Origin of the sequence: Methylorubrum populi (genome assembly GCF_002355515.1) — a bacterium.
Taxonomy (GTDB): Bacteria; Pseudomonadota; Alphaproteobacteria; order Rhizobiales; family Beijerinckiaceae; genus Methylobacterium; species Methylobacterium populi_A.
In genome coordinates this window covers 5,619,606-5,633,917 of record NZ_AP014809.1, presented here as the reverse complement: position 1 = coordinate 5,633,917, position 14,312 = coordinate 5,619,606, and the positions used below count along the sequence as shown (strand labels likewise).

The following is a 14,312-nucleotide window of genomic DNA, read 5'->3' as shown; positions in this document are numbered from 1 at the left end:
GATGCAGCTCACCGTCTGGACCTACGAGGGACCACCGCATATCGGCGCCATGCGGGTCGCCACCGCGATGGAGGGCCTGCACTACGTGCTGCACGCGCCTCAAGGCGACACCTACGCCGACCTTCTGTTCACGATGATCGATCGGCGCGCCAAGCGTCCGCCCGTGACCTACACGACCTTCCAGGCCCAGGATCTGGGTCGCGACACCGCCGCGATCTTCAAGGAAGCGGTCGCCGCCGCCTACGCGCGCTTCCGTCCGCAGGCGATGATCGTCGGCGCCTCCTGCACGGCGGAACTGATCCAGGACGATCCGGGCGGCCTGGCCAGAGCGCTCGACCTGCCGATCCCCGTCATTCCTCTGGAACTGCCCGCCTATCAGAAGAAGGAGAACTGGGGCGCGTCCGAGACCTTCTACCGCTTGGTGCGCGCGCTCGCTGGCAGCCCGGCCGAGCGCCGCTCGCGCACGGGACGGCGCCCCTGCTGCAACCTCCTCGGGCCCACCGCGCTCGGCTTCCGCAACCGCGATGACCTGATCGAGGTCCGGCTCATTCTCGATGCGCTCGGGATCGCGGTGAATGTCGTCGCGCCGCTCGGTGCCAGTCCCGGCGATCTCGCCCGGCTGGGGGAGGCCGACTTCAACGTCGTGCTCTATCCCGAGGTGGCGCGCTCCGCCGCGCAGTACCTCGAAAAGACGTTCGGGCAGCCCTTCGTCGACACAGTGCCGATCGGCGTCGGGGCGACACGGCGTTTCGTGGAGGCCGTTGCGGCGCTCGCCGGCGCCGATCCCGCCCCCGTCCTCGCCGACGCGTCGTCGCGGCTGCCCTGGTACAGCCGCTCCGTCGACTCGACCTATCTCACGGGAAAGCGCGTCTTCGTCTTCGGAGATGCCACCCACGCCCTGGCCATCGCCCGGGTCGCCGCGCACGAACTCGGCTTCAGGCTCGTCGGACTCGGCAGCTACAGCCGCGAATTCGCCCGCGAAGTCCGGGCGGAGGCCGCCCTGCACGGGATCGAGGCGACGATCACCGACGACTACCTCGACGTCGAGGCGGCGATCCAGGCAGCCATGCCGGAACTGGTGCTCGGCACGCAGATGGAGCGCCATGTTGCCAAGCGGCTCGGCATCCCCTGCGCGGTGATCTCGGCGCCGATCCATGTCCAGGACTTTCCGGCCCGCCACTCGCCGCAGATGGGCTTCGAAGGCGCGAACGTCCTGTTCGACACCCTCGTGCATCCCCTGATGATGGGGCTGGAGGAGCATCTCCTCGGGATGTTCCGTGAAGATCCCGAATTCCACGATGGCGCCGCCCCGTCCCATCTCGGTCGCACGCCGAGCCGGATCGCGGACGCCGCGGAGCGGGCGCCGATGAATCCTCCCCTCGCGTCGGCGCCCGTTCCATCCCTCCCCATCCCCGACGCCGATGCGATCCGAACCGCGCCGTGGGCGCCCGATGCCGAGAAGGAGCTGAAGAAGATCCCGTTCTTCGTGCGCGGGAAGGCCCGCGCCAACACCGAGCGCTTCGCCCGCGAGCGGCACCTACCGCTCATCACCCTCGAGACCCTCTACGATGCCAAGGCGCATTTCGGCCGATAGGCCCACTATCCGCGTCGCCATCGTCACGCTCGACAATCATCTGGCGAGCGCGGTGGAGCGGGCGCGTCTGCGGCTCGCCGCGCAGATGCCGGGCCTGGTGCTGAGCTTCCACGCCGCCGCCGAATGGGAGACCGACAAGGCCGCTCTCCAGGCCTGCGAGGCGGACATTGCCCGCGCCGACATCGTCGTCTCGGCGATGCTGTTCCTCGACGAGCACGTTCGGGCGATCCTGCCGGCGCTGCTGGCTCGCCGCGATGCCTGCGACGCGATGATCGGCTGCCTCTCGGCCGCCGAGATCGTGCGCACGACGCGGCTCCACCGCTTCGACATGAGCGGCGCCAAGCGCTCGGCGCTCGACTTCCTCAAGCGTCTGCGGGGCAAGCCGGGCGCGGAGGGCAACGCCGCCCGGCAGATGGCGCTGGTGCGCAAGCTTCCGAAGATCCTACGCTTCATCCCCGGCTCGGCGCAGGACGTGCGGGCCTATTTCCTGACCCTGCAATACTGGCTCGCGGGCTCGGACGAGAACGTAGCGAGCCTCGTGCGCTTCCTCGTGCAGCGTTACGCCGCCGGTCCCCGCTGCGGATGGCGGGAGATCGCAGCCGCGCCGGCCCCACAGCACTATCCCGAGACCGGCCTCTACCATCCGCGCATGTCGGGCCGGGTCGGCGAGAACCTCTCGGCGATGCCGGCCGTGCCGGGGGCGCGCGGGCGCGTTGGCCTGCTGCTGATGCGCTCCTACGTGTTGGCCGGCAACACGGCGCATTACGACGGCGTCATCGCCGCGTTCGAGGCGCGCGGCCTTTCGGTGGTGCCGGCCTTCGCCGCCGGGCTCGACAACCGCCCGGCGGTCGACGCCTTCTTCACGGCGGACGGACAGCCGACGATCGACGCGCTGGTCTCACTCACCGGCTTCTCGCTGGTCGGCGGCCCGGCCTACAACGACTCGGCGGCGGCCGAGGCGACCCTGGCACGGCTCGACGTGCCGTATCTCGCCGCCCACGCGCTCGAGTTCCAGACGCTCGAACAGTGGGAGGCGGGCGCGCGCGGCCTCTCGCCGGTCGAGGCGACCATGATGGTCGCGATTCCGGAACTGGACGGCGCGACCGCGCCGATGGTGTTCGGCGGCCGCTCGTCGGGGTCCGGCCCCGGCAATGCCCGCGACATGCGCGTGCATCCCGAGCGCGCAGAGCGTCTCGCCGCCCGCATCGAGCGGCTCGTCTCCCTGCGGAACCGTCCGAAGCACGAGCGGCGGCTCGCCGTCGTGCTGTTCAACTTCCCGCCGAATGCCGGCGCCACGGGCTCCGCCGCCTTCCTCTCGGTCTACGCCTCGCTGCTGAACACCCTGCGCGGCCTGAAGGCCGACGGCTACGATGTCGAGGTCCCCGCAAGCGTCGACGCCCTGCGAGAAACGATTCTCGGCGGCAACGCCGCGCGTTACGGCACCCCCGCCAATGTCCATGCCCGCGTCTCGGCGGAGGAACACGTCCGCCGCGAGACCTTTCTGCCCGAGATCGAGGCGCAATGGGGTCCGGCGCCCGGCCGCCACCAGAGCAACGGCGCCGACATCCTCGTTCTCGGCGCCCGGTTCGGAAACGTCTTCGTCGGAGTGCAGCCCGCCTTCGGCTACGAGGGCGACCCGATGCGGCTGCTGTTCGAGGAGGGCTTCGCGCCGACCCACGCCTTCTGCGCCTTCTACCGCTGGCTGCACGAGGACTTTTCCGCCGACGCGGTACTGCACTTCGGCACGCACGGTGCGCTCGAATTCATGCCCGGCAAGCAGTCCGGGCTGTCGGGGGCCTGCTGGCCCGAGCGGCTGATCGGCGACCTTCCGAACATCTATCTCTACGCCGCCAATAATCCGTCCGAGGGCACGCTCGCCAAGCGGCGGTCCGCCGCGACGCTGGTGAGCTACCTCACACCGAGCCTCGCCACGGCGGGGCTCTACCGCGGTCTGAGCGACCTCAAGGTCTCGATCGAGCGCTGGCGCGGCCTGGAACCCGAAGCGTTCTCGGAGCGGACGGCGCTGGCCGCCATCATCCAGGCACAGGGCGCAGCCGTCGATCTCGTGCCGGCCGAACCGGCCTGGGAAGGCGACACGGGCCCGCGCGTCGCCGCGCTCGCCGCCGCGCTGAGCGAGCTCGAACAGACCTTGATCCCGCACGGCCTTCACGTGGTCGGCGAGGGCATGGCCGGCGAGGAGCGCGTCGATCTTCTGCTCGCGCTGGCGGACGCCTCGCACGGATTGAAACCGGCGCGCGCCGGGATCGAGCGGCTGACCGAGGGTGCGGCGCTCAACGAAGCGTTGGCCGAGGCAGGTCTGCCCCTCAGCGAAGCGAACCGAACCGCTTTCGCCAATCTCGCCCGGATCGATCGTGACCTGACCCGCGACAGCGAGATGCCCTCCCTGCTGCGGGCACTCGACGGGCGCTTCATTGCCCCCGTGGCGGGCGGCGACCTGTTGCGCAATCCCGCGATCCTGCCAACGGGGCGCAACCTGCACGGCTTCGACCCCTACCGTCTGCCCTCGGCCTTCGCGCTGGCCGATGGAGCGAAGCAAGTGGCGCGGGTGCTGGAGCGCCACATCGCCGAAGGCCGGGCATTGCCGGAAAGCGTTGCTCTCGTCTTGTGGGGCACCGACAACCTGAAGAGCGAGGGCGGCCCGATTGCCCAGGCGCTGGCGCTGATCGGCGCGGCGCCCCGATTCGACGGCTACGGCCGGCTCGCCGGAGCCGAACTGATCCCGCTTGAGCGACTCGGCCGGCCGCGCATCGACGCGGTGGTCACGCTTTCGGGCATCTTCCGCGATCTCCTGCCGCTTCAAACGAGGCTTCTGGCGGAAGCAAGCTTTCTGGCGGCCTCGGCCGACGAGCCGATCGACCGGAACTTCGTGCGCAAGCACGCCCTGGCGATCCAGGCCGAGCAGGCTTGCGACTTCGAGACGGCAGCCCTGCGGGTCTTCTCGAACGCGGAGGGGGCCTACGGCGCCAACGTCAACCATCTCGTCGAGTCCGGCCGCTGGGACGACGAGGGTGAGCTCTGCGAGACGTTCTCCCGCCGCAAGAGCTTCGCCTACGGCCGCACCGGGCGTCCCGAACCCCGGCGCGACCTGATGAAGGCGGTGCTCGCCCGGGTCGATCTCGCCTACCAGAACCTCGATTCGGTCGAACTCGGTGTCACATCCGTCGATCACTACTTCGACGGGCTCGGCGGCATGAGCCGTGCGGTCGCCCGCGCGAAGGGCGCCAGCGTGCCGATCTACATCAGCGACCAGACCCGCGGGGAGGGGCGCGTGCGCTCCCTCGATGAGCAGGTGGCGCTGGAGACCCGCACCCGCATGCTCAACCCGAAATGGTACGAGGGCCTGCTCGGCCACGGCTACGAGGGCGTGCGCCAGATCGAGGCGACGCTGACCAACACGGTCGGCTGGTCGGCCACCGCCGGCGCGGTGCAGCCCTGGATCTACGAGCGCATCACCGAGACCTTCGTGCTCGACGATCAGATGCGCGACCGGATGGCGTCGCTCAACCCGACCGCCTGCGCCAAGGTCGCGAGCCGTCTCATCGAGGCCCATCGCCGCGGCTTCTGGACCCCCGACCCGGCGATGCGCGACGCGCTCGACCGCGCCGAGGAGGAGCTGGAAGACCGGCTCGAGGGCGTCACGCCCGGAATCACCGCAGGAGTCGCGGCATGAACATCGCCATCCGCAATCCGGTCGCCATGCGCCGCGAGGAGGGCAGCCTCCAGGTCGCGCTCGATCCCGCCGACCGGATCGAGACCGCCAAGGTCTTCGCGGTCTACGGCAAGGGCGGCATCGGCAAGTCCACCACCTCCTCGAACCTTTCGGTGGCCTTCTCGAAGCTCGGAAAGCGCGTCCTGCAGATCGGCTGCGACCCGAAGCACGACTCGACCTTCACCCTGACCAAACGCCTTGCACCGACCGTCATCGACGCGCTCGAATCGGTGAACTTCCACTCGGAGGAGCTGCGGCCGGATGATTTCGTCGTCGAGGGCTTCAACGGTGTGAAATGCGTCGAGGCCGGTGGCCCGCCGGCCGGCACCGGCTGCGGCGGCTACGTCGTCGGGCAGACGGTGAAGCTCCTCAAGGAGCACCACCTGCTCGAAGACACCGACGTGGTGGTATTCGACGTGCTCGGCGACGTGGTCTGCGGCGGCTTCGCCTCGCCGCTGCAGCACGCCGACCGGGCGCTGATCGTCACCGCCAACGACTTCGATTCGATCTTCGCCATGAACCGGATCGTCGCGGCGATCCACTCCAAGGCCAAGAATTACGGGGTGCGCCTCGGCGGCGTCATCGCCAACCGCTCGGCCAAGACGGACGAGATCGACCGCTTCAACGCCGCGGTGGGCCTGCGCCGACTGGCGCATTTCCCCGATCTCGACGTGGTGCGCCGCTCCCGGCTGAAGAAGTCGACGCTGTTCGAGATGGACGCCTCGCCGGAGCTGAAGGCCGTCACCGACGAGTACATGCGGCTGGCCGAAGCGCTCTGGGCCGGCGCCGACCCGTGCGAGGCGGCGCCGATGAAGGACCGCGACCTGTTCGAATTTCTTGGTTTCGACTGATCGGGCTTCGATTGATGAGCACGCCCTACCTCACCCGCCGCTCGCAGCTCGAGACCTATTTCGACCGCACCGCCGTCGAGGCGTGGTCGCGCCTGACCTCCGACGCGCCGGTCTCGAAGATCCGCGCCACGGTGCGGGCCGGGCGCGACACCATGCGGGCGACCCTGCTCGGCTGGCTGCCGCAGGATCTGACCGGCCGACGCCTGCTGGATGCCGGCTGCGGCACCGGCGCGCTCGCGGTCGAGGCGGCCCGCCGGGGGGCGGAGGTTGTCGCCATCGACGTCTCGCCGACGCTGATCGGGCTCGCCCGCGAACGTCTGCCGGCGATCGCCGGGCCGGGCTCCGTCGATTTCCGTGTCGGCGACATGCTCGATCCCTGGCTCGGACGCTTCGACCATGTCATCGCGATGGATTCGCTGATCCACTATCAGGCGCCCGACATCGTGCGGGCGCTCGCCGAACTGTCCCTGCGCACCGACGGAAGCCTGCTGTTCACGGTCGCGCCGCGCACGGCTTTGCTGACGCTGATGCATACGGCCGGCAAGCTGTTTCCCAAGGCCGACCGGGCGCCCGCCATCGTGCCGGTGACGGAGGGCGGGCTGCGGCGGCGCATCGCGCGGGAGCAGGCGCTGGTCCGCTTCGCCGTCGACCGCACGCAGAGGGTGAACAGCGGGTTCTATCTCTCGAACGCCATCGAGCTGCGCAGACAAAAAAACCCTCCCCCCTCTGCGGGGGAGGGTGCCCGCGGAGCGGGCGGGAGAGGGGCCGGCTCAGGTTCGTCCGGAAGCGGCGCTCCCCTCTCACGAACCCTGCTGACGCAGGGGCCACCCTCCCCCGCAGTGGGGGGAGGGCAATCTCGATGAAGTCCGGCCTCGCCATCACCCAGGCGCTGTTGCGTCTCGGCCCGGCGATCCTTCCCTTCGCCGACGCGGCGACGAAGGAGCTGCCGCTCGGGCGGCTGATGCGGCTGTCGCTGTTTCAGGTCACCGTCGGTATGGCCGCAGTGCTCCTGATCGGCACGCTCAACCGCGTCATGATCGTCGAACTGGCGGTGCCGGCCTGGATCGTCGCGGTGATGCTGTCGCTGCCGCTCCTGTTCGCGCCCCTGCGGGCGCTGGTCGGCTTCCGCTCGGACACGCACCGGTCGGTGCTCGGCTGGCGGCGGGTGCCCTACATCTGGTTCGGCACGCTGCTGCAATTCGGCGGGCTGGCGATCATGCCGTTCGCCCTTCTGATTCTGTCGGGTGACACCACCGGCCCGCTCTGGGTCGGCCATGCGGCCGCGGCGCTCGCCTTCCTGCTCGTCGGCGCGGGACTTCACACGACGCAGACCGTCGGCCTGGCGCTCGCCACCGATCTTGCCCCGGCCCACGCCCGCCCGAAGGTGGTGGCGCTCCTCTGCGCCATGCTGCTCGCCGGCATGATGGGCAGCGCCGTTCTGTTCGGGCTGGCACTCGCCAATTTCTCGGCGATCCGCCTGATCCAGGTGATCCAGGGCGCGGCGCTGATCACCATCGTGCTCAACGGCGTCGCGTTGTGGAAGCAGGAGGCGCGCGATCCCGGCCGCACGGACCGGACCAAGCCGCGGCCGAGTTTTTCGCAGTCCTGGCGCGGTTATGCCGGCGAGGGCACCGCGCGGCGGCGTCTCGCGGCGATCGCTCTCGGGACCGCGGCCTTCTCGATGCAGGATATTCTGCTCGAACCCTACGGCGGCCAGATCCTCGGCCTCACCGTGGCGCAGACGACGGCGCTGACGGCGATGCTCGCGGCGGGCGGCGGGCTCGGCCTGATCGCGGCGGCGCGCTGGCTCAACCGCGGGGGCGATCCCTACCGGGTCGCGGCCACCGGCACGGTGATCGGCATCGCCGCCTTCTCGGCGGTGATCTTTGCCGCACCGCTCGCGTCCGCCCGGCTCTTCGCCGCCGGCGTCACCCTGATCGGCATCGGCGGGGGGCTGTTCGCCCACGGAACGCTCACCGCCTCCATGGCCAAGGCCGGGCCGGAGGATACCGGCCTCGCCCTCGGCGCCTGGGGCGCGGCGCAGGCGACCGCGGCCGGCACCGCGATCGCCGCGAGCGGCATCCTGCGCGATCTCGGCGCGGCGATCGCTCAGTCGGGGGCGCTCGGCGAAGGCATGAACGAGCCGGCGATCGGCTACCTCATCGTCTACCACGTCGAGATCGCGCTGCTCTTCGCCACCCTGGTCGCCATCGGTCCGCTCGTGCGCGCGGCCGAGCCCGAGGCCGACTGCCCGGACGAGGGGCAGGCTGGCCGGTTCGATCCCCTCGTCAACCGTCTTACCTGATCGGGAGGCCTGCCATGCCCAGAGGCGAGATCACCGGTTACATCGACGTCGCGCAGGTCACGCTATACGCGTTCTGGATCTTCTTCGCGGGCCTCGTCTTCTATCTCCGGCGCGAGGACCGGCGCGAGGGCTATCCGCTGGAGAACGAGGCCGCCGGCCGTCTCAAGAGCCCGGATCCGATCCTGATCCCGACACCGAAGGCGTTCCACCTGTCGAGCGGTCACACGATGTACGCGCCGCAGACCAACATCGCCTACGACACCGACGTGCCGAGCACCCGCCGCGAGGTCTTCCCCGGCGCACCCTACTTCCGCACCGACACCTCGCTTCAGGCCGGCGTCGGTCCGGGCTCGTGGGTGCCGCGCCACGACGAGCACGACCGGACCTGGGACGCGCAGTACCGCATCGTTCCGTTGCGCGTCGCCGACGCCTTCGTCGTCCACGAGGACGGACCGAACCCGATCGGGATGCCGGTCTTCGGCGCCGACCGGCAGGTCGCCGGCACCGTCGTCGATCTCTGGGTCGATCGCGGCGAATCCTTCGTGCGCTACTACGAGGTCGAACTCGGTGCGGGCGGGCGCCGGGTGCTGATGCCGGCGACCTTCTGCACCACCGGCCGCTTCTCGCGCACCGTGAAGACCGAGGCGCTGCTGGCGGCGCAGTTCGCCGACATCCCCGGAACCAAGGATCCCGACTCCGTCACCCTTCGGGAGGAGGAGCGGATCATGGCCTATTTCGGCGCTGGCACGCTCTACGCCTCGCCGGCCCGCCAAGAACCGATTCTCTGAGGCCGATCCTATGAGCGAGTCGGATTTCCTGCCCGAAGGGACTCTGCGGGGGCTGCCCGGTCCGCTGCCTGCGGGCGAGCGCATCCTGTGGCGCGGCGCCCCGACCTTGCACGGCGTGCTGCTGCGCGCCTTTCACGCCCGGCTCGTCATGCTCTGGTTCGCCGGCGCCGCCACGGTGCTCGCCATCGGTGCTGCCGCCAGCGGCGGGCCGGCGCGGGCACTCGCCGTCGCGGGTCCGACCCTGCTGATCGGTCTCGGCGCTCTGGGGCTGCTGACCTTCCTCGCTTGGCTCGTCCAGCGCACGACGGTCTACACCCTGACCGACCGGCGGGTGGTGATGCATGTCGGCATCGCCCTGCCGATCACCCTCAACCTGCCGCTCACCCGGATCGAGTCGGCGGATCTGCGCCTGTTCGCCGATGGCAGCGGCGACCTTCCCCTGCGGCTGCCGCCGGGCGAGCGTGTCGCTTACCTGCACCTGTGGCCCCATGCCCGCCCCTGGCGGGTGAGCCGGCCGGAACCGATGCTGCGCTCCGTGCCGGAGGCCCGGAGCGTGGCGGCCCTGCTCGCCCCGGCGCTGGCGGCCCATGCCGACGGCCCCACCCGCATCGAGGAGCCGGCCGCCATCGGCGCGCGCGGGGGTGCCGCACCGGGCCGTCTCGCGACGGCCGCGGCGCGATAGCCGGGAATTAGACCGATGCCCGTGGAACTGAACTTCCGCCGACCGCCGCAGAAGCCGCCGTCCCAGCGGCCGGCTCTTCTGGCCGTGGCCTCTCTGCTGGCGGTGTCCCTGCTCGCGGTCGCCCTCGGCCGCGGCCAGGAGAAGGAGCCGGAGGAGCAGCCGTCCCGGCCGGTCCAGACTCTGGCCTTCCACGCCGAGGATCTGCCGGACGGCGGCATTGATCTGCGCGCGGCCGGGGACGGACGCTTGGTCGCCCGGATCGAGCCGGGTCAGGACGGCTTCATCCGCGGGACGCTGCGCGGCCTCGCCCAGGCGCGGCAGCGCGAGGGCCTGGGCCGCGAGCCGCCCTTCACCCTCACGCGATTCGACAACGGCACGTTGTCGTTGGAGGATGGAGCGACCGGGCGCCACGTGGCGCTGCTGGCCTTCGGCCCGTCGAACGCGAAGGCCTTCGCTCGCCTGCTGCCCGGCACGGAGCTGCGCTGATGGGAGGAGCGGCTGACATGGCCTGGATCGGCAAGACGGTCGTCGAGGTGCCCTGCACCGTCGAGATCGAGCAGACACCCGAGAGCCTGCACGCGCACGTGACGCTCGATGCCGGGTTCGAGATCGAACCCGGCGACGAGGTTCAGGTCCACGACGCCCCGACCGAGGTGCCCTACGGCGAGCGCCTCACCGTGCGCCGCACGGCCACCGTGACCCGCGCCGGCCGGCTGGAGCGGGCCTGGACCAAGCTGATCGCCCATCTCGAGCTGACCGAACTCTACGAGGTGAGCTTTTCCGAACGGAGGAAGCTGTGAACGCCACCGTCCAGCCCCAGCACCCGTCCTCGGCCGGAGCTCCGCCGCCGCGCCATCCGGTCAATGAATCGACCAAGAGCGCGCAGCAGACGACTTTCCTGAGCCCGCGCTTCTACACCACCGATTTCGCCGAACTCGACCGCACCGACGTCGAGCCGGTGCGCCGCGAGTGGGACATCCTGATCGACGAGTTGCGCTCGGACCCGAACAAGCGCCACTTCGTGCGCAACGAGGAGTTCGACTGCGACCTCGCGGACCTGGATCCGGAGCTGCGCAAGGAGTTCCTCGACTTCCTCGTCTCCTCGATCACCGCAGAGTTCTCGGGCTGCGTGCTCTACGCGGAGATGCGCAAGCGCGCCAAGAACAAGGACATCAAGGAGTTGTTCGGCTTCATGAGCCGCGACGAGGCCCGGCATGCCGGCTTCATCAACGACACGCTGAAGGATTTCGGCGTCGGCGTCGATCTCGGCTTCCTGACGAAGACCAAGAAGTACACCTTCTTCAAGCCGAAGTTCATCTTCTACGCGACCTATCTTTCGGAGAAGATCGGCTACGCTCGCTACATCACCATCTACCGCGAGCTGGAGCGGCATCCCGAGCGGCGCATCCACCCGATCTTCAAGTGGTTCGAGAAGTGGTGCAACGACGAGTTCCGGCACGGGGAGGCCTTCGCGCTGCTGATGCGCGCCAACCCGCGGCTGACGGAAGGGGTGAACCGCTACTGGATCCGCTTCTTCCTGCTCGCCGTGTTCGCGACGATGTATGTCCGCGACCATTGCCGTCCCGCCTTCCACAAGGCGCTCGGGGTCGATCCGACCGATTACGACTTCAAGGTCTTCCGGATCACCTCCGAGATCTCAAAACAGACCTTCCCGATCACCCTCGACCTCGACGACCCGCGCTTCAAGGCGGGTCTCGACCGGCTGCTGATCTGCGCCGAGAAGATCGCCGCCGCCAAGGCGGAGGGCGGCCTTTCGGGCAAGCTCAAACACGGCGCCCAGGCTCTGACCGCGGCGGCGATCTTCGCACGGCTTTACTGTCTGCCGGTCAAGCAGAACGCGATGCCGGCCGACATCCGCCTCCGGCCGGTCTGGTAGCATGGGCGCCTACGCCGCCCCGGCGCTCTACGCCGTCCTGCTGTGGTGGTCGGCCACCGGTCTGGTGCTGGTTCTCCAGCATCTGCCGCGGCGGACGCATCCCCGCAGCATGGTCGCGGCGAGCGCCGTGCTGGCCGGGGCGCTCTGGGCGATCGGCGCTGTCGCGGACGACGACACCGAGACGGGAGCCTATATCGGCTTCACCGCCGCGGTGGTCGTCTGGGGCTGGCAGGAGATGAGCTACTACATGGGCTTCGTCTCCGGCCCGAAGCCCATGGCCTGCGCGCCGAACCTGCGCGGGCTCGACCGCTTCTTCGCGGCACTCGCCACCAGCCTCTGGCACGACTTCGCGATCCTGCTCGGCGGGCTCGCCATTCTCTGCCTGACCTGGGGGGAGGGGAACAGGGTGGCTTTGTGGACCTACGCCCTGCTCGCGCTGATGAACGCCTCGGCCCGGCTCAACCTGTTCCTCGGTGTGCGCAACCTCCACGCCGAGTTCCTGCCCTCGCATCTCGGCTATCTCGCCTGCTACCTGAGCCGGCGGCCGATGAACCCGCTGTTTCCGGTCTCGGTGACGCTGGGCACGGCGGCGACGGTGCTGCTCGCCCGCGGCGCCCTCTCGGCGGAGGCCGCTCCGCAGGCGGTCACGGGCCTGAGCCTTCTCGCGGCGCTCGCGGCCCTGGCCACCCTCGAACACTGGTTCCTGATGCTGCCTCTGCCCTCGGCGGCGCTGTGGAACTGGAGCCTGCCGGGCCGCACGGCCCCGGCGTCCGCGGAGGTGCAGGACACGGCCGCGGTGCCACGCGAATGAGGTGAGGCGGACGCGAGATCCACCCGCCGCCGGGATTTTCATCGGGGAGGACGGTTATGGACTACGAGGCGTTCTTCGGCAGCGCGATCACCGGTCTCCACCGGGAGGGACGCTACCGCGTCTTCACCGATCTGGAACGTCAGGCCGGGCGCTTTCCCTACGCGACACATCACAGCCCGGGGGGCGAGCGCGAGGTCACCGTCTGGTGCTCCAACGACTATCTCGGCATGGGCCAGCACGCTTCCGTGCTGCGAGTGATGCACGAGGCGATCGACCGCTGCGGCGCGGGGGCAGGCGGCACCCGCAACATCTCCGGCACCAACCACTACCACGTGCTGCTGGAACAGGAGCTGGCCGACCTCCACGGCAAGGAGGCGGCGCTAATCTTCTCCTCCGGCTACGTCTCGAACTGGGCGGCGCTGGGTACCCTCGCCTCCAAGCTTCCGGGCTGCGTCGTGTTCTCCGACGAGGGCAATCACGCCTCGATGATCGAGGGCATCCGTTCGAGCCGGGCCGAGCGCCAGATCTTCCGCCACAACGATCCGGAGGATCTGGACCGCAAGCTCGCCCTGATCGAGCCCGGCCGGGCCAAGCTCGTGGCCTTCGAGTCGGTCTACTCCATGGACGGCGACATCGCTCCCATCGACGAGATCTGCGATGTCGCCGAGGCGCACGGCGCGCTGACCTATCTCGACGAGGTGCACGCGGTCGGCCTCTACGGGGCGCGGGGCGGCGGCATCTCGGAGCGGATGGGGCTCGCCCACCGGCTCGACGTGATCGAGGGAACGCTCGGCAAGGCGTTCGCCGTGCATGGCGGCTACATCACCGGCTCGGCCCAGCTGTGCGACTTCGTGCGCAGCTTCGCCTCGGGCTTCATCTTCACGACCTCCCTGCCACCGGCGGTCGCGGCGGGCGCCGCCGCCAGCATCCGCCATCTCAAGGCGAGCGGCGTCGAGCGCGCCCGCCATCAGGAGCGGGTGGCGCGGGTGCGGCAGGCGCTGGACGCGGCGGGCATCCCGACGCTCGCCAACCAGAGCCACATCGTTCCGGTGATGGTGTGCGACCCCGTGCTGTGCAAGGCGATCAGCGATTCCCTGCTCGACGAGTTCGGAATCTACGTCCAGCCGATCAACTATCCCACCGTACCCCGGGGGACCGAGCGCCTGCGCATCACGCCCTCGCCGCTCCACTCCAACGCCGACATCGACCACCTCGTGGACGCGCTGAGCACGATCTGGCGGCGGATCGGCCTGAGCAAGGCGGCGGCGGAGTAGGGAACGGCGCTCGGGCTACATCTTCTTCTCGAGCGCGGCCTTCACCTGCATGAGCTGATCCCACACCACGCCGGGGCTGGTGCCCATCGCTTCCAGCACGGCGTTCGCGCCCCAGAACAGACCGAACAGAATCACCGGCACCAGAATCCAGCCGAGGATCTCCTCGCCGCGGTGGCGAGCCTTGCGGCGACGGCGTCGTCTCTCGCGGGACGTCAGCGGCTTCGGCCGGGGCGAAACCGGCTGTGGCGCGACAGGCGTGAGGGGCTCCTCCTGCGCGTCGCTCGTCATGCTACCCCCATTGCTGGCCGATGCCGCGACCTCTCACAGAGCGCGGCGCCGTCCATATCCGGGAGGCGGCACGGGAACGCAACCCGCACCGG

The 14,312-nt window shown here is 69.8% G+C and carries 13 protein-coding genes; 12 read left to right on the top strand and 1 reads right to left on the bottom strand.

Annotation, left to right across the window (positions count from 1 at the left end; genetic code table 11):
• Position 1: 1 nt before the first annotated feature.
• Genes bchB through hemA form a run of 12 tightly spaced genes read left to right on the top strand, consistent with a single transcriptional unit; the run spans position 2 to position 13,932 of the window.
• Positions 2 to 1,594, top strand: a complete 1,593-nt coding sequence (gene bchB, locus MPPM_RS26220) for a ferredoxin:protochlorophyllide reductase (ATP-dependent) subunit B (protein ID WP_096487589.1) — start codon at positions 2 to 4, stop codon at positions 1,592 to 1,594.
• Positions 1,569 to 5,285 (top strand): magnesium chelatase subunit H, encoded by a 3,717-nt coding sequence (locus tag MPPM_RS26215; protein ID WP_096487588.1) that lies wholly within the window; start codon positions 1,569 to 1,571, stop codon positions 5,283 to 5,285. The genes bchB and MPPM_RS26215 overlap by 26 nt, the downstream gene beginning before the upstream one ends.
• Positions 5,282 to 6,175 (top strand): ferredoxin:protochlorophyllide reductase (ATP-dependent) iron-sulfur ATP-binding protein, encoded by an 894-nt coding sequence (gene bchL / locus MPPM_RS26210; RefSeq protein WP_096487587.1) that lies wholly within the window; start codon positions 5,282 to 5,284, stop codon positions 6,173 to 6,175. Before MPPM_RS26215 ends, bchL begins: the two co-directional genes overlap by 4 nt.
• Positions 6,176 to 6,189: 14 nt before the next feature.
• Complete coding sequence (bchM, locus tag MPPM_RS26205; protein ID WP_096487586.1) at positions 6,190 to 7,038, top strand: magnesium protoporphyrin IX methyltransferase; 849 nt, start codon at positions 6,190 to 6,192, stop codon at positions 7,036 to 7,038.
• On the top strand, positions 7,035 to 8,480 hold the full coding sequence (locus tag MPPM_RS26200; RefSeq protein ID WP_096487585.1) for a BCD family MFS transporter: 1,446 nt from the start codon (positions 7,035 to 7,037) through the stop codon (positions 8,478 to 8,480). The genes bchM and MPPM_RS26200 overlap by 4 nt, the downstream gene beginning before the upstream one ends.
• Positions 8,481 to 8,494: 14 nt before the next feature.
• The gene (gene puhA / locus MPPM_RS26195) at positions 8,495 to 9,268 is read left to right on the top strand and encodes a photosynthetic reaction center subunit H (RefSeq protein ID WP_096487584.1); all 774 of its coding nucleotides are present in this window, start codon (positions 8,495 to 8,497) and stop codon (positions 9,266 to 9,268) included.
• 10 nt (positions 9,269 to 9,278) lie between these two features.
• The gene (puhB, locus tag MPPM_RS26190; protein ID WP_096487583.1) at positions 9,279 to 9,950 is read left to right on the top strand and encodes a photosynthetic complex putative assembly protein PuhB; all 672 of its coding nucleotides are present in this window, start codon (positions 9,279 to 9,281) and stop codon (positions 9,948 to 9,950) included.
• Positions 9,951 to 9,965: 15 nt separating this feature from the next.
• Positions 9,966 to 10,436: a photosynthetic complex assembly protein PuhC gene (gene puhC, locus MPPM_RS26185; RefSeq protein WP_096487582.1), complete on the top strand. Its 471-nt coding sequence runs from the start codon at positions 9,966 to 9,968 to the stop codon at positions 10,434 to 10,436.
• 17 nt (positions 10,437 to 10,453) lie between these two features.
• A complete protein-coding gene (locus MPPM_RS26180) occupies positions 10,454 to 10,750 on the top strand; it encodes an O2-dependent cyclase accessory protein (RefSeq protein WP_041929137.1) in 297 nt (98 codons plus the stop codon).
• On the top strand, positions 10,747 to 11,847 hold the full coding sequence (gene acsF / locus MPPM_RS26175) for a magnesium-protoporphyrin IX monomethyl ester (oxidative) cyclase (protein WP_096487581.1): 1,101 nt from the start codon (positions 10,747 to 10,749) through the stop codon (positions 11,845 to 11,847). Before MPPM_RS26180 ends, acsF begins: the two co-directional genes overlap by 4 nt.
• Position 11,848: 1 nt before the next feature.
• Positions 11,849 to 12,658 carry a putative photosynthetic complex assembly protein PuhE gene (puhE, locus tag MPPM_RS26170; protein ID WP_096487580.1) on the top strand — a complete coding sequence of 270 codons (810 nt, stop codon included), beginning with the start codon at positions 11,849 to 11,851 and terminating at the stop codon, positions 12,656 to 12,658.
• Between the two features lie 56 nt (positions 12,659 to 12,714).
• On the top strand, positions 12,715 to 13,932 hold the full coding sequence (hemA, locus tag MPPM_RS26165) for a 5-aminolevulinate synthase (protein WP_096487579.1): 1,218 nt from the start codon (positions 12,715 to 12,717) through the stop codon (positions 13,930 to 13,932).
• A gap of 15 nt (positions 13,933 to 13,947) precedes the next feature.
• Here the strand turns inward: hemA and MPPM_RS26160 are convergent, their stop codons facing one another.
• Positions 13,948 to 14,220, bottom strand: coding sequence for a hypothetical protein (locus MPPM_RS26160; RefSeq protein ID WP_096487578.1), 273 nt, complete (start codon positions 14,218 to 14,220; stop codon positions 13,948 to 13,950).
• Positions 14,221 to 14,312 lie beyond the last annotated feature (92 nt).